Origin of the sequence: Streptomyces abyssomicinicus (genome assembly GCF_008974245.1) — a bacterium.
Lineage (GTDB): Bacteria > Actinomycetota > Actinomycetes > Streptomycetales > Streptomycetaceae > Streptomyces > Streptomyces abyssomicinicus.
Window position 1 is genome coordinate 356,031 of sequence record NZ_BBZI01000006.1, and the last position, 14,362, is coordinate 370,392.

14 protein-coding genes and 1 pseudogene are annotated in these 14,362 nt (G+C 72.1%); 7 read left to right on the forward strand and 8 right to left on the reverse strand.

What is annotated here, in order from left to right:
- Positions 1–40: 40 nt before the first annotated feature.
- A complete protein-coding gene (gene icmA / locus GBN72_RS09010; RefSeq protein WP_151771193.1) occupies positions 41–1,741 on the forward strand; it encodes a coenzyme B12-dependent isobutyryl-CoA mutase large subunit in 1,701 nt (566 codons plus the stop codon).
- A gap of 757 nt (positions 1,742–2,498) precedes the next feature.
- Here icmA and GBN72_RS09015 read toward each other — a convergent pair.
- The 6 genes and pseudogenes from GBN72_RS09015 to GBN72_RS09040 form a co-directional block, all read right to left on the reverse strand.
- A pseudogene (locus tag GBN72_RS09015) lies at positions 2,499–4,286 on the reverse strand (glycosyltransferase family 2 protein); the annotation flags it as partial.
- Between the two features lie 269 nt (positions 4,287–4,555).
- Positions 4,556–5,191 carry a TetR family transcriptional regulator gene (locus GBN72_RS09020; protein WP_151771945.1) on the reverse strand — a complete coding sequence of 212 codons (636 nt, stop codon included), beginning with the start codon at positions 5,189–5,191 and terminating at the stop codon, positions 4,556–4,558.
- 152 nt (positions 5,192–5,343) lie between these two features.
- Positions 5,344–6,000 carry a DUF4166 domain-containing protein gene (locus tag GBN72_RS09025; RefSeq protein WP_151771946.1) on the reverse strand — a complete coding sequence of 219 codons (657 nt, stop codon included), beginning with the start codon at positions 5,998–6,000 and terminating at the stop codon, positions 5,344–5,346.
- Between the two features lie 26 nt (positions 6,001–6,026).
- On the reverse strand, positions 6,027–6,827 hold the full coding sequence (locus tag GBN72_RS09030) for a hypothetical protein (RefSeq protein ID WP_151771194.1): 801 nt from the start codon (positions 6,825–6,827) through the stop codon (positions 6,027–6,029).
- A 228-nt stretch (positions 6,828–7,055) separates the two neighbouring features.
- Positions 7,056–7,352, reverse strand: coding sequence for an MTH1187 family thiamine-binding protein (locus GBN72_RS09035; protein ID WP_151771195.1), 297 nt, complete (start codon positions 7,350–7,352; stop codon positions 7,056–7,058).
- Positions 7,349–7,702 carry a DUF3817 domain-containing protein gene (locus GBN72_RS09040; protein WP_151771196.1) on the reverse strand — a complete coding sequence of 118 codons (354 nt, stop codon included), beginning with the start codon at positions 7,700–7,702 and terminating at the stop codon, positions 7,349–7,351. Before GBN72_RS09040 ends, GBN72_RS09035 begins: the two co-directional genes overlap by 4 nt.
- Before the next feature lie 204 nt (positions 7,703–7,906).
- Here GBN72_RS09040 and GBN72_RS09045 point away from each other — a divergent pair, with 204 nt between their 5' ends.
- The 4 genes from GBN72_RS09045 to GBN72_RS09060 all read left to right on the forward strand — a co-directional run bounded on the left by GBN72_RS09045 (position 7,907) and on the right by GBN72_RS09060 (position 10,514).
- Positions 7,907–8,539 (forward strand): AIM24 family protein, encoded by a 633-nt coding sequence (locus tag GBN72_RS09045; protein ID WP_151771947.1) that lies wholly within the window; start codon positions 7,907–7,909, stop codon positions 8,537–8,539.
- On the forward strand, positions 8,539–9,189 hold the full coding sequence (locus GBN72_RS09050) for an AIM24 family protein (protein WP_151771197.1): 651 nt from the start codon (positions 8,539–8,541) through the stop codon (positions 9,187–9,189). The genes GBN72_RS09045 and GBN72_RS09050 overlap by 1 nt, the downstream gene beginning before the upstream one ends.
- Positions 9,186–9,974 (forward strand): AIM24 family protein, encoded by a 789-nt coding sequence (locus GBN72_RS09055; RefSeq protein ID WP_151771198.1) that lies wholly within the window; start codon positions 9,186–9,188, stop codon positions 9,972–9,974. Before GBN72_RS09050 ends, GBN72_RS09055 begins: the two co-directional genes overlap by 4 nt.
- Before the next feature lie 63 nt (positions 9,975–10,037).
- The gene (locus GBN72_RS09060; protein ID WP_151771199.1) at positions 10,038–10,514 is read left to right on the forward strand and encodes a MarR family winged helix-turn-helix transcriptional regulator; all 477 of its coding nucleotides are present in this window, start codon (positions 10,038–10,040) and stop codon (positions 10,512–10,514) included.
- Positions 10,515–10,699: 185 nt separating this feature from the next.
- Here GBN72_RS09060 and meaB read toward each other — a convergent pair whose 3' ends face one another.
- Complete coding sequence (gene meaB / locus GBN72_RS09065) at positions 10,700–11,656, reverse strand: methylmalonyl Co-A mutase-associated GTPase MeaB (RefSeq protein ID WP_151771200.1); 957 nt, start codon at positions 11,654–11,656, stop codon at positions 10,700–10,702.
- Between the two features lie 66 nt (positions 11,657–11,722).
- Positions 11,723–12,937 carry an acetyl-CoA C-acetyltransferase gene (locus GBN72_RS09070; protein WP_151771201.1) on the reverse strand — a complete coding sequence of 405 codons (1,215 nt, stop codon included), beginning with the start codon at positions 12,935–12,937 and terminating at the stop codon, positions 11,723–11,725.
- A gap of 145 nt (positions 12,938–13,082) precedes the next feature.
- Here GBN72_RS09070 and mce point away from each other — a divergent pair, with 145 nt between their 5' ends.
- Together mce and GBN72_RS09080 are read left to right on the forward strand one after the other, a co-directional pair.
- Positions 13,083–13,523, forward strand: coding sequence for a methylmalonyl-CoA epimerase (gene mce, locus GBN72_RS09075; RefSeq protein ID WP_151771202.1), 441 nt, complete (start codon positions 13,083–13,085; stop codon positions 13,521–13,523).
- Positions 13,524–13,752: 229 nt separating this feature from the next.
- Positions 13,753–14,362: polarized growth protein Scy-related protein (locus GBN72_RS09080; protein ID WP_501207493.1), on the forward strand; the 610-nt coding region annotated here is incomplete at its 3' end.

Genomic DNA, 14,362 nt, shown 5'->3' on the forward strand with positions numbered 1-14,362 from the left:
CGCGTCGACATTTACTAGGACGTCCTAGTAACTTGGAGACATGGACGCTGACGCCATCGAGGAGGGCCGCCGCCGCTGGCAGGCCCGGTACGACTCCGCACGCAAGCGGGACGCCGACTTCACCACGCTCTCCGGCGATCCGGTGGAGCCGGTCTACGGCCCCCGGCCCGGGGACGTGTACGAGGGGTTCGAGCGGATCGGCTGGCCGGGCGAGTACCCCTTCACCCGGGGCCTGTACCCGACCGGCTACCGGGGCCGCACCTGGACCATCCGCCAGTTCGCCGGCTTCGGCAACGCCGAGCAGACCAACGAGCGCTACAAGATGATCCTCGCCAACGGCGGCGGGGGCCTGTCGGTGGCGTTCGACATGCCGACCCTGATGGGCCGCGACTCCGACGACCCCCGCTCGCTGGGCGAGGTCGGGCACTGCGGGGTGGCCATCGACTCCGCCGCCGACATGGAGGTGCTGTTCCGGGACATCCCGCTCGGCGACGTCACCACCTCGATGACGATCAGCGGTCCGGCCGTGCCGGTCTTCTGCATGTACCTGGTGGCCGCCGAGCGCCAGGGCGTCGACCCGTCGGTGCTCAACGGCACGCTGCAGACGGACATCTTCAAGGAGTACATCGCGCAGAAGGAGTGGCTGTTCGAGCCCGAGCCCCATCTGCGGCTGATCGGCGACCTGATGGAGTACTGCGCCGAGCGCATCCCCGCCTACAAGCCGCTCTCGGTCTCCGGCTACCACATCCGCGAGGCCGGATCCACGGCCGCGCAGGAGCTGGCCTACACGCTGGCCGACGGCTTCGGCTACGTGGAGCTCGGGCTCAGCCGGGGCCTGGACGTGGACGTGTTCGCGCCCGGCCTGAGCTTCTTCTTCGACGCGCACGTGGACTTCTTCGAGGAGATCGCCAAGTTCCGCGCCGCCCGCCGTATCTGGGCACGCTGGCTGCGGGACGAGTACGGCGCGAAGACCGAGAAGGCGCAGTGGCTGCGCTTCCACACCCAGACCGCGGGCGTCTCGCTCACCGCGCAGCAGCCGTACAACAACGTGGTCCGCACGGCCGTGGAGGCCCTGGCCGCGGTGCTCGGCGGCACCAACTCGCTGCACACCAACGCCCTCGACGAGACGCTGGCGCTGCCCAGCGAGCAGGCGGCGGAGATCGCGCTGCGCACCCAGCAGGTACTGATGGAGGAGACCGGCGTCGCCAACGTGGCGGACCCGCTGGGCGGCTCCTGGTACGTCGAGCAGCTGACGGACCGCATCGAGGCGGACGCGGAGAAGATCTTCGAGCAGATAAGGGAACGCGGCCTGCGGGCCCACCCGGACGGCGAGCACCCGATCGGCCCGATCACCTCGGGCATCCTGCGCGGCATCGAGGACGGCTGGTTCACCGGGGAGATCGCGGAGGCGGCCTTCCAGTACCAGCGGTCCCTGGAGAAGGGCGACAAGAGGGTCGTGGGCGTCAACACCCACACCGGATCGGTCACCGGCGACCTGGAGATCCTGCGGGTCAGCCACGAGGTGGAGCGTGAGCAGGTGCGCACGCTGACCGGGCGGCGGGCCGCCCGCGACGAGACGGCCGTGCGGGGGGCGCTGGAGGCGATGCTGGCCGCGGCGCGCTCCGGGGCCAACATGATCGAGCCGATGGTCGAGGCGGTCCGCGCCGAGGCCACGCTGGGCGAGATCTGCGACGTCCTCCGCGAGGAGTGGGGCGTCTACACGGAGCCGGCGGGCTTCTGAGGCGGACCCGTCCGGCGCGACGACGTGGGCCCGGACCTCCTCTGACGAGGGGGAGGTCCGGGCCCTTTCGGGTGCGCCGACGAGACTCACCGAGTCAAATCATCGTCGGCTTCCCGTCCTGGGCGCCGCCCGTGAGCGGGGTCCGGCTGGGGGTGGCGGTGGGCGTGGTGGCCGCCACCACCGCGGCGGCGGTCGCCACGGCGGAACCCGGGGCGTCCAGCACGGAGCCGGCGGGCAGCGTTGCACCGGCGGCCGGGGCGGAGCCGGCGCCCACGAACGCCGGCAGCGGCCGGCGTTCCGGCTGTCCGGCCTCGTGGCCGGCCGGCGGCCCGCTCAGCGGGGCGTGCGCCGGAAGGGCCGCGGCCTGCAGCGCGGGAACCGGGTACATGGCGGGCAGTACGGGCTGCAGCGGCTGGACGACGGGCTGCGCCGGCCGCACGTCCACCTGCGGGACGGGCTCCGGCGCGGGCGCCGGGGCCACGGGGGCGGGCGTCTCCTCCTTCGCGGCCACACCGGCCGGGACGGGCTCGGGCGCACCGGCCGGGACGGGCTCGGGGGCCGGCTCCGGCTCGGGGGCGGGCTCCGCGGCCGGCTCCGGCGTGGCGGCCGGCGTGGGGTCGGGGACGGTCCCGGGCTCCGCCACCGGCTCGGACTCGCGGACCGGCGCGGGCCCGGACTTCCGCCCGGCCTTCGGTTCGCGCTCCGGCGCCCCGGCGCCCACCGGGAGCGGCTCGGTTGCCGTGTCCGCGTCCCGCGCGGGCGCCGCCGTGACGTCCGCCGCGATGACCGGTGCGGCGTCCGGTGCGGCGTCCGGCAGCGCGACGGACACCGCGACCGGCACGGCCACCGGGGCCGCGGCCTTGCGGCGGCGGGACTCGGCGGCCACCGTGTACCACCAGATCGCCACCGGCGAGAGCGCGATCACCAGCGCCAGCACCGCCCAGGTCCGCATCGCGGCGTGCGTGTGGCCGAAGGCCTGCGAGGCGACGAGCGAGGCGACGAGCACCACGGCCCAGAACAGGTGGACCCTGAAGGTGAGCAGCCGGTCCGCGCTGCTGTCTCCGCCCTTGGGGGTGACCACGAACCGGCACGGGCGGCGCAGCAGGGCCGCGGTGAAGGACTTCAGGTAGATCGGCGCGGAGATGGCCGACATCGCCATCCCGGCGAGGCCGCCGGACCCCTTTGGCTCGTGCGGCGAGACGTTGTGCCGCCGGTTCCAGAGGTAGAGGCCGATCTGGAGTGCGGCGGCGTCGCTGTAGAGCATCAGCCAGACCGACGTGGAGACCGAGGTGCCCGAGGCACCGAACCACATGAACAGGACGCAGCTGAAGACGCCCAGGAACCAGTTGACCGCGGTCATCGGGTAGTAGCAGACCATCAGCGAGTACTGGAACAGACGCCCGTAGGGCATGGTGAACGGCGCCTTCCAGAACTGCTTGAAGAGCGTCTCGTAGGTGCCGCGGGACCAGCGCATCTGCTGGGTGAAGAAGTCGGTCCACGAGGTCGGGCCCTCACCGACCGCGAGGACGTCGGGGGTGTACACGGAGCGCCAGCGCCGCCGGGTGAGCGGGTTGCGGGTGCGGTGCAGTTCGAAGCCGGTGGCCATGTCCTCGGTGATGGAGTCGTACAGGCCGCCGATCTGCTTGACGGCGGAGATCCGCACGACGTTGTTGGTGCCGACGAACATGGGCGCCCGGTAGCGGTTGCCGGCCCGCTGGATCAGCGCGTGGAAGAGGTACTGCTGCGACTCGGCGGCCTTGGTCACGGGGTTGGTGTAATTGCCGTAGACCTGGGGGCCGACCACGAACGCCACGTCGGGGTCGCGGAAGTAGCCCGTCATCCGTTCCAGGAAGTTGGGGAGCGGGATGTGGTCGGTGTCGACGGAGGCGAAGAAGTCGTACTCGTCGCCGTGGGCGTCGAGCCAGGCGTTGTAGTTACCGTGCTTGGTCTTCGCCTTGTGGTGGCCCGTGGGGCGGTTCCAGCGGTCGACCCCCTTGCGGGAGAAGTGGCGCACGCCCAGCTCCCGGCAGAGGGCCTTGGCCTCGTGGTCGTCGCCCTCGTCGAGGAGCCAGACGTCGACCCGGCCGTCGTGGGTGATGCGGGTCGCGCCCTCGAGGGTGGCGCGGAGCATCGACAGCGGTTCCTTGCCGGGCACGTAGGTGGTGATGAAGGCGACCCGGGTGCCGGGTTCGGGGGTCACCGGCACGGGGTCGCGGGCGACCATCGTGGCGTGGGCGACGGAGAAGACGTTCACGACCATGAAGAACTCGATCAGGCCGATCCCGGTCAGCATGGCGATGTCGAGGACGGCGAGCAGGGTCTGGCTCTCGTCCCGCTCCACCCAGTGGGTGGGCCACACCAGATAGACCAGCAGCAGGCCGGTGAGCAGCGGCGCGAGCGCCATCATGGCGACCGCCCACATGCGGTGGGGCTCACGCGAGAGCAGGGAGGTGTACCGCACCCGGTAGGGCCGGCCGGCGGGTGGCTCGGTGAGCGGCCCCGCCAGTCGGCTATGGGTGTCGTAGTCGTAGCCCTCCGGCAGCACAGCACCCTCCAATGATCGAATCCGCGCTTCGGGGATCGAAGATCGAAGCTCGGGGTTCGCAGATCGAAGATCGGCGATCAGAACCGGACAAGATGCTATCCACACAAAAGTGGATATTCCGGGAGCTGTCGACTTGGGCGCGTCCGGGCGTGGGCGGTCGCGGGAGCGGGTTCCGAGGGTGCGGAGAACGGGCGGCGGCCCGGGAACCGTGGTGTCGGGCGAGGTTCCCGGCGCTTCGGCGTGTCGGTCGGCGTGGCGCGGAAATGCGCTCATTCGGCCGAGCGGGATGACCTCACCGGGCGAGCGACGGAACGGTGGAGGTGGGCGCGGACGGCGCGCCGCGCGACCGGCCCCAGGGCGTCGACCGCGGCGACCAGGTCGGCCAGCCGCTGGAGGGCGTCCAGGGCGCGGCCCGCGCCCTCGCTGTCGGCGCCCTCGTAGAGCTCCAGGCCGACGAAGGAGGCGGCGATCGCGCGGGCCAGGCCCTCCGGGTCGGCGAACTCGCCGAACGGGGTGGAGGACAGCACACGGCGCAGGACCCGCTCGATCTCGGCGATCCACAGGTCCAGCCCGGCGGCGGTGGCCGGGCCCAGGCGGGCGTGGGTCTGGGCGCCGGCCAGCATCTGGCCGATGAGCGCCACGTGCCCGGCCGCGCGCTCGGCGTCGTGGATCTCCCGGCCGATGGCGAGCAGCCCCGACAGGGAGGTCACCTCGGCGAGCCGCCCCCGGTAGCGGGCGACCCGCTCCTCCGCGCCGTGCCGGCAGGCGGCGGCGAGCAGTTCGTCCATCGACCCGAAGTGGTAGAAGACCAAGGCCTGGTTGACGCCGGCCGCGGCCGCCACGCTGCGGGCGGACACCTTGGCGATCCCCTGCCCGGCGAGGGTGCGCAGGGCTCCCTCCAGCAGCCGGGTGCGGGTGTCGGGTGCGGCGGCCGGGCCGGCGGTACCACGGCCGCCCTCGCCGCCGGTGTGGCCGACGGTGCCACGGCCGCCCTCGCGGCCGGCGTCGCGGTCACCGTCGCGGCCGGCGTCGCGGTCGTCGTCCGTGCCGGAGGCGTTCACGCCCGGGCCTCCTCTCGCACCGGCCGCAGCCCGGGGCGGACACCGAGGCGGGCGGCGTCCGTGTAGACGGCGGTGAAGGAGCCGTCGTAGCCGAAGAGCGGCCCGAAGTACCGGTTGACCACGCGGACCCGGATGCGGAAGCGCCCGGTCTCCTCGTCGAACGCCTCCCGCACCTCGGCCTCCCCGCCGACGAGCTCGGGCACCCGGACGTCCACCGGTCCCTCCCGGAAGCGGTGGACGCCGGAGCGGACGACCAGCTCGCCCCGCTCGCCGGCACGGAGGTGCAGGTCGCTGGCGAGGTGCTGGTGGGTGCCGAGGTAGTCCAGGATCCGGTCGCCCCGCGGCGCGAGCACCATCTGCGCGTCGAACCGGCGGGGACCGCCCGGCAGGTGGAAGGTGCGCACGAAGGTGACCGTCTCCCGGCCGTAGGAGTCGGCGTAGGGGACGTTCTCGATGACGAACGGCACGTCGCGCCCCTCCTCCGGCACCAGGATGTTGCGGGTGGCGCCGAGCGCCAGGAACGGCCGGACGAAGCCGCGTCCGTGCCAGACGCGGTCCATCACCCCGGTGCCGGTGCACGCCTCACCGCTGTCCAGTCCGACGGAGAACCGGCGGCGCAGTTCGGGGTGGAGCCGGCCGAAGTCCGCGCCCATCGCCCGGCGGAAGATCGATCCTCGCGTCACGTCCCGGACCCCTCCGCGCAGACGAGGGCGGGGGTTCCCCCCGCCCGGACTCCGTCGAGGGACGGGAGCAGGGGCGCGCGGACCCGCAGGGGCGGGGTGCGCAGGCAGCGACGGGCGGCCGGGGTGCCGGGCAGCGGGGTCTTGATCAGGGCGAGGGTGACGGCGAGCGCGGCCACCAGCGGCAGGGCGAAGACGGCTTCGGGGCCGAGCGGGCCGACGACCTCGGCGATCTGGAGCGGACCGGCCAGGAGCAGGAAGCAGGAGACGGCGATCACCAGCGAGCGCACCGTCATCTCGGCGATCCAGCGCAGCAGGGCCCGCTCCGGGGTGATCCCGTGTTCCAGCCAGAGGCGGAGCCGGTCGAACGACCAGGCGGTGGCCCAGCCCATCAGGGGGCGGAACACCAGCCGGTCGAGCACGGCTCCGGGGCGCCCCCAGCGGGGGCGGTAGTCGTAGCCGGTGAGGAAGCGCACCCCGTCGCCGTCGGGGACGTAGCGCCAGTAGCCGCTGCCCTCGACGAGCGGGGAGAGCGGGTGCGGGCAGTCGAAACGGAGCGCGGAGGTCCGGGTGCCGTCGGGGCGTTCCCGCTCCCCCGCCGAGACGCCGGTGCCGGACACGGTGAGCCCCGGCAGCACCCGGGTGGCGTAGCGGAAGCGGACCGGGGCGTCCTCAGGGCCGGGCAGCGGCCGGATCTCGGTGAAGCGCAGGTCCCACCGCTGGTGGCTGGCCGCGTCCTGGGTACGCAGCCACAGCTCGTCGAGATCCGCCCTTACCTTGGCCTCCACATAGATTCCCACCCTGAACCCCCCGTTCCGGCAGCGCAGTTGAGCGACCGCTCAAACTCCGAGGCTCGAAACGTACACCTGTTTGAGCAGTCGCTCAATACGGCGGACACGGGCAGAGGGAACGACGGCGAGAACCGGCCACGGCGGACCGGCGACGACACGATGACGACACGATGGAGCCCCGGCCCGCATCGGGCCGGGGCTCCACCCGCAGGCGGCGAAGGCGTGTGCGCCGCCGGGTCACTCCGCGGCGAGATACCGCTCCACCGTCTCCACCTTGGAGGTCAGTCCGTCCCGCACCCCGGGACGGATGTCCGCCTTCAGCACCACCGAGACGCGCGGGGCCCGCGCCTCCACGGCGGCGACGGCGCGCTTGACCACGTCCATCACTTGGTCCCAGTCACCCTCGATCGAGGTGAACATCGCGTCGGTGTGGTTCGGCAGACCGGACTCGCGGACCACCCTTACGGCGTCGGCGACGTACTCGCCGACGTCCTCGCCCACGCCGAGCGGGGTCACGGAGAAGGCGACGATCATGCGGCGGCCGTCCCCTTCGCCATCTCCTTGCGCGCCCGGGCCGCGATCACCGCGTCCTCGGTCTCCCGCCGCAGACGGCGCTCGGCGTAGAAGCCTCCGAACGGCAGCACGCCGAGCACGAAGTACAGCGCGCCGGTCATCAGCGACCACTTGGCCCGGTACCAGGCGTCCACCCAGAAGAGGACGTACAGGATCCACAGCACGGCGTGGACCGCGCCCATCACCGGTACGGCGTTGAACTCGGTGGTGCGCTTGAGCACCGAACACACCAGCAGGAGGATGAACGACACGGCCTCGGGCGCCGACACCAGGCGGAGGCGGCGGAGGGCGGCAGCGGTCTGGAGTTCCACGGGTCACCTTCGGTCGGAGGAACGTCACACTTTGTGAAAACACGCACAAGCGCGCCTGGCTCATTGTGGCATCCCCCGGACAGCCCAACGGGCGGGGGTCTCGCGGAGTTCCCTTTCCGTCCCCTAAGGGGATTTTCAGGGCCACACATCCCCGCCGTCCCCTGTCCACCGGGCCCCGTCGGCGGATACGGTCGCAGGGTGGCGATGTTCCGACTTCAGGGAAGCAAGGTGCTCGCCGTCGAGATGACCGGGGACTCCGTGCGGGCCAAGAACGGGTCGATGGTCGCCTACGACGGGGAGATGGCCTTCAAGAAGCTCAGCGGCGGGGGCGAGGGCCTGCGCGGCATGGTCACCCGGCGCCTCACCGGCGAGCAGATGACGCTGATGGAGGTGAAGGGGCGGGGGACCTGCTGGTTCGCCGACCGCGCCTCCGAGATCAACCTGGTCACCCTCCAGGGCGACAAGCTCCACGTGGAGGCGAGCAACCTGCTCGCCACCGACGCCGGTCTGCGCACCGGCACCACCTTCACCGGCCTGCGCGGCGCCTCCCAGGGCAACGGGCTGTTCACCACGACCGTCGAGGGCCACGGGCAGGCCGCCCTGCTCTCCGACGGGCCCGCCGTGGTGCTGCGGGTCTCCCCGCAGTACCCGCTCTCCGTGGACCCGGGCGCGTACGTCGCCCACCAGGGCAACCTGCGACAGACGCTGCAGTCCGGCGTGACCTTCCGGACGTTCCTCGGCGAGGGCGGCGGCGAGGCCTTCCAGATGCGGTTCGAGGGGGACGGCCTGGTGTACGTGCAGCCGAGCGAGCGCAACACGGTGGCGGGGGACGTCTGATGCCTTTCCGCGAGGTCAACGCGAAGATGGTCGAGGCGACCGTCGGCCCCGGGCAGACCATGTACAGCCAGCGCGGCGCGATGCTCGCCTACCGGGGCGAGGTCTCCTTCACCCCGAACGTCCAGGGCGGGCAGGGCGGCCTGATGTCGATGATCGGCCGCCGGGTCGCCGACGAGGCGACCCCGCTGATGACGGTCGAGGGCAGCGGCACGGTGTACTTCGGCCACGGCGGTCACCACGTCCACGTCGTGCGGCTCACCGGCGAGACCCTGTACGTCGAGGCGGACCGGCTGCTCGCCTTCGACGGCACGCTCCGCCAGGGCACGATGTTCATGGGTTCGCAGGGCGGCGTGATGGGCATGGTCCGCGGTCAGGTCACCGGCCAGGGCCTGTTCACCACCACCCTGCAGGGCCAGGGCTCGGTCGCCGTGATGGCCCACGGCGGGGTCTTCGAGCTCCAGGTGACCCCGCAGCGCCCGGTCCACGTCGACCCGCAGGCCTACGTCGCGCACCGCGGCGACCTGCGCAACAAGCTGTCCACGGCGCTCGGCTGGCGGGACATGGTCGGCCGCGGCTCCGGGGAGGCGTTCCAGCTGGAGCTCAGCGGCAGCGGCACGGTGTACGTCCAGGCCTCGGAGGAGAAGCTGTGACCGTCCAGGTCCTCGACCCCGCCACGCTCCCGGCGGACGACAACGTCAACCCGTACACCTTCTGCGTGGAGCTCAAGGGATCCCAGTGGTTCCTGCAGAAGGGCAAGATGATCGCCTACTACGGGCAGATCGAGTTCAACGGCATCGGCCACGGGGCGCTGGACCGCCTGGTGCGCACCAGCTTCCACTCCCCGCTGCACGCGGGCGACTGGGTGGTGGCGCAGGGCTCCGGCAAGATGCTGCTGGCCGACCGGGCCTTCGACGTGAACTCCTTCGACCTGGACGAGGGCAACCTCACCATCCGGGCCGGCAACCTGCTCGCCTACCAGCCCAGCCTGGCGCTCAAGCAGTCGATCGTGCCCGGCTTCCTGACGCTGATCGGCACCGGGAAGTTCGTCGCCGCCTCCAGCGGGCCGGTGGTCTTCATGGAGCCGCCGCTGCGGGTGGACCCGCAGGCGCTGGTCGGCTGGGCGGACTGCCCGTCCCCCTGCCACCACTACGACCACGGGTACGCCCGGGGCGTGATCGGCGGACTGCGGGCGCTGACCGGCATCGGCGGCTCCAGCGGCGAGGAGCACCAGTTCGAGTTCGTCGGGGCCGGCACGGTGCTGCTCCAGTCGAGCGAGGCGCTGATGCCGGAGCAGGCGACGGGAGCGGTGCCGCACGAGCCGGGTGTACCGGGCGGGGGTCCGGGGCACGCGTCCGGGGGGCACGGACCCCTCGGGTCGGGCATGCCGCGGATGCCGGGGCAGCTCGGCGACCTCCAGCGGCGCTTCGGACTGTGAGGTTCGCCCCGGTCGACCCACCCCAGTAGTCCAGATTTCAACATCTTAGGTAGACTTGACCGCATGGAGAGCGAGACGGACACGAGGTGGCTGACGGCCGAGGAGCAGTGCGCTTGGCGCACCCATCTTGAGGTCAACAGGCTGCTGACGCACCAGCTGGAGCGCGACCTCCAGCCGTTCGGCCTGACCATGAACGACTACGAGATCCTGGTGAACCTCTCCGAGGCGGAGGGGCGCCGGCTGCGGATGAGCGACCTGGCGGCGGCGACGCTGCAGTCCAAGAGCCGGCTGTCGCACCAGATCACGCGGATGGAGAACGCGGGGCTGGTACGGCGGGAGAACTGCGAGTCCGACCGGCGTGGGCTGTTCGCGGTCCTGACCGACCAGGGCCTGGAGACGATGCGCAAGGTCGCCCCGCACCACGTCGCCTCGGTCCGCCGCCACTTCCTCGGCCTCCTCTCCCCGGAGTCCCTCCACTCCCTCTCGTCGGCCCTCACCCCCATCGCCGACCACCTCCGCACCCACCGCACCCGGCCGTAGCCGGTCCGCGGCAACCAGTGCCGTCCACCGGGCCCGGGGCACGGCCACCGGGCCGCGGACGCGGAGCGGGACGGCGGCCGTGTGCCGCCCCCTGGACGAACCCCGCCCCCGCCCGCGGGAGCGGGCGGGGGCGGGGCGGGGCGGGGACGACTCCGACGCGGCAGGCGCGGGGTCAGCCCCCGGGGTCAGCCCTGGGTGAGGCCGGCGACCAGTTCGTCGGCGGCGCGGTACGGGTCGAGGTCGCCGGCAACGATCCGCTCGGCGAGCGCACCGAGGCGCCGGTCGCCGTGAAGGTCCCCGATCCGCTCCCGCAACGCGGTGACCGCGATCGTCTCCACCTCCCGCTCCGCCCGGGCGAGCCTGCGCGCCGTCAGCACGCCCCGCTCCTCCATCCACGCCCGGTGCTTCTCCAGGGCCTCGACGACCTCGTCGACCCCCTCGCCCCGGGCGGCGACCGTCTTCACGATCGGCGGCCGCCAGTCCCCCGGCTCACGCGCCTCGCCGAGGCCCAGCATGTGGTTCAGCTCCCGGGCCGTCGCGTCCGCGCCGTCCCGGTCCGCCTTGTTGACGACGTAGACATCGCCGATCTCCAGGATTCCGGCCTTGGCCGCCTGGATCCCGTCGCCCATGCCCGGCGCCAGCAGCACCATGGACGTGTCGGCCTGCGAGGCGATCTCCACCTCGGACTGCCCGACGCCCACCGTCTCGACCAGGACCACGTCGCACCCGGCCGCGTCCAGCACCCGGATCGCCTGCGGCGCCGCCCAGGCCAGGCCGCCCAGGTGCCCCCGGGTGGCCATGGACCGGATGTACACGCCGGGGTCGGAGGCGTGCTCCGACATCCGCACCCGGTCCCCCAGCAGCGCGCCGCCGGAGAACGGGGAGGACGGGTCGACGGCGAGCACGCCGACCCGCTTCCCCTGCTTGCGGTACGCCGTCACCAGCGCCGAGGTGGACGTCGACTTGCCGACGCCCGGTGATCCCGTCAGCCCGACCACGTAGGCGCCGCCGGTCAGCGGCGCCAGCGCGGCCATCACCTCCCGCAGCTGCGGCGACGCCCCTTCCACCAGGGAGATCAGCCGGGCCACGGCCCGCGGCCGGCCCTCCCGCGCCTGGGCGACCAGCGAGGCGACGTCCTGCATCCAACAGCTCCGTTCAGCAGAGGGGAAAGGGGACCAACGGGTCGGGGAGGCGGCTTCCGGCCGGGGTCAGGCCTTGGGCACGCGCAGGATCAGGGCGTCGCCCTGACCACCGCCGCCGCACAGCGCCGCCGCGCCGACGCCGCCGCCGCGCCGCTTGAGCTCCAGCGCCAAGTGCAGCACGAGCCGGGCGCCGGACATGCCGATCGGGTGACCCAGCGCGATCGCGCCGCCGTTGACGTTCACCTTTTCCGAGGAAACCCCGAGGTCCTTCATTGACTGCACGGCGACCGCCGCGAAGGCCTCGTTGATCTCGATCAGGTCGAGGTCGGACACCTGGAGTCCGTCCTTCTTCAGCGCGTGCGCGATGGCGTTGGCCGGCTGCGACTGGAGCGAGTTGTCCGGGCCGGCCACGTTGCCGTGGGCGCCGATCTCGGCGATCCACTCCAGGCCCAGCTCCTCGGCCTTGGCCCTGCTCATCACCACGACGGCGGCGGCGCCGTCGGAGATCTGCGAGGAGGAGCCCGCCGTGATGGTGCCCTCCTTGGAGAAGGCCGGGCGCAGCTTGCCCAGGGACTCCGCGGTGGTCTCCGCGCGGATGCCCTCGTCCTTGCTGAAGACGACCGGCTCGCCCTTGCGCTGCGGGATCTCCACGGGGGTGATCTCGGCCTCGAACACGCCGTTCTTCTGCGCGGCGGCGGCCCGCTGGTGCGACAGGGCGGCGATCTCGTCCTGCTCGGCGCGGCCGATGCCCAGGCGGGTGTTGTGCTTCTCGGTGGACTCGCCCATCGCGATGTTCTCGAAGGCGTCGGTGAGACCGTCGTGGGCCATCGCGTCGAGCATCTGGACCGCGCCGTACTTGAAGCCCTCGCGGGACTTCGGCAGCAGGTGCGGGGCGTTGGTCATCGACTCCTGGCCACCGGCCACGACGATGTCGAACTCGCCGGCCCGGATCAGCTGGTCGGCCAGCGCGACCGCGTCGAGGCCGGACAGGCAGACCTTGTTGATGGTGAGCGCGGGCACGTTCATCGGAATGCCCGCCTTGACGGCGGCCTGGCGCGCAGGGATCTGGCCCGCACCGGCCTGAAGCACCTGCCCCATGATCACGTACTGCACCTGGTCGCCCCCGATACCCGCACGGTCGAGGGCGGCCTTGATGGCGATGCCGCCGAGGTCGGCACCGGAGAAGTTCTTCAGCGAGCCCAGCAGTCGCCCCATGGGCGTGCGTGCGCCCGCGACGATCACTGTGCTGGTCGTTCCAGCCGCGTTGTTCTTGACCGACATGGAATGGCGTCCCTTCCGGCCTTCCGGCCGTGGACTTGACGAGGGTTTCTCCGAATGTACTGAGCGGTCGTCGGGGCGTCATCGGGCCATGGGTGTGATCGCGCGCACGTTGCGTAACCGGCCGGTGCACGCTGCACTGGTCCGCATGCTGACGCGCATCGACCACATCGGAATCGCCTGCTTCGACCTGGACCGGACCGTCGAGTTCTACCGGTCCACCTACGGCTTCGAGGTCTTCCACTCCGAGATCAACGAGGAGCAGGGAGTCCGCGAGGCCATGCTCAAGATCAACGATACGTCGGACGGCGGCGCTTCCTACCTGCAGCTCCTCGAACCCATCCGCGAGGACTCCACCGTCGCCAAGTGGCTCGCCAAGAACGGCGAGGGCGTCCACCACATCGCCTTCGGCACCGCCGACGTCGACGCGGACGCCGCGGACATCAAGGACAAGGGCGTCCGGGTCCTCTACGAGGAGCCGCGACGGGGCTCCATGGGTTCCCGGATCACCTTCCTGCACCCCAAGGACTGCCACGGAGTCCTGACAGAACTGGTCACTTCCGCACCTTCCGAGTCCGCGGACCACTGACCTCCCCCGAAAGGGGCCGGTAGGGTGGGGGCGGTCGTCTCTTCTCCGGGTCTCCTTCGGGTCTCCGTAGGAGTGACGACCGCGGGCCGGGGTCCGGGTATCGGGGGGCGCGCGGGCAGGCAGCAGCCCTTGCCCAGCGAGTCCGACACCATTCCCCGGGGGCCCCGTCCGACCGACTGGACGGAGCTCGTTGACACGCTTGCGACCAGGGGACGGATGGGACCGCGCTGTGCGGGGCTACGAAAGCCAGGAGCGGGAACCGGCGGATGACGTCGACCACCTGACTCGGTTCGAGGCCGAGATGAAGCGGCTGAAGACCGAGCGGGAGAAGGCGATCCAGCACGCCGAGGACCTCGGCTACCAGGTCGAGGTGCTGCGCGCCAAGCTCCACGAGGCGCGCCGCACCCTCATGTTCCGGCCCCCCTTCGAGGGCGGCGACATCGGCTACCACGCCGAACAGCTCCTGCGTAACGCCCAGATGCAGGCCGACCAGCTCCGCCAGGACGCCGAGCGCGAGCTGAGCCAGGTCCGCGCCCAGACCCAGCGGATCCTCCAGGAGCACGCCGAACAGGCCGCCCGCCTCCAGGCCGAGCTGCACTCCGAGGCCGTCACCCGCCGCCAGCAGCTCGACCAGGAGCTGGCCGAACGCCGCGCCACCGTCGAGTCGCACGTCAACGAGAACGTCGCCTGGGCCGAGCAGCTGCGCTCCCGTACGGAGCAGCAGGCCCGCCGGCTCCTCGAGGAGTCCCGCGCCGAGGCCGAGCAGGCCATGGCCGCCGCCCGCGCCGAGGCCGAGCGGCTGGTCACGGAGGCCCGCCAGCGGCTCTCCGGCGAGGCGG

Bases quoted from the DNA above. Each gene is read 5' to 3' on its own strand.
- icmA (WP_151771193.1), top strand. From the start codon at position 41: ATGGACGCTGACGCCATCGAGGAGGGCCGCCGCCGCTGGCAGGCCCGG.
- GBN72_RS09025 (WP_151771946.1), bottom strand. From the start codon at position 6,000: ATGGGCGCGGACTTCGGCCGGCTCCACCCCGAACTGCGCCGCCGGTTC.
- GBN72_RS09035 (WP_151771195.1), bottom strand. From the start codon at position 7,352: ATGATCGTCGCCTTCTCCGTGACCCCGCTCGGCGTGGGCGAGGACGTC.
- GBN72_RS09045 (WP_151771947.1), top strand. From the start codon at position 7,907: ATGTTCCGACTTCAGGGAAGCAAGGTGCTCGCCGTCGAGATGACCGGG.
- GBN72_RS09050 (WP_151771197.1), top strand. From the start codon at position 8,539: ATGCCTTTCCGCGAGGTCAACGCGAAGATGGTCGAGGCGACCGTCGGC.
- GBN72_RS09060 (WP_151771199.1), top strand. From the start codon at position 10,038: ATGGAGAGCGAGACGGACACGAGGTGGCTGACGGCCGAGGAGCAGTGC.
- meaB (WP_151771200.1), bottom strand. From the start codon at position 11,656: ATGCAGGACGTCGCCTCGCTGGTCGCCCAGGCGCGGGAGGGCCGGCCG.
- GBN72_RS09070 (WP_151771201.1), bottom strand. From the start codon at position 12,937: ATGTCGGTCAAGAACAACGCGGCTGGAACGACCAGCACAGTGATCGTC.
- mce (WP_151771202.1), top strand. From the start codon at position 13,083: ATGCTGACGCGCATCGACCACATCGGAATCGCCTGCTTCGACCTGGAC.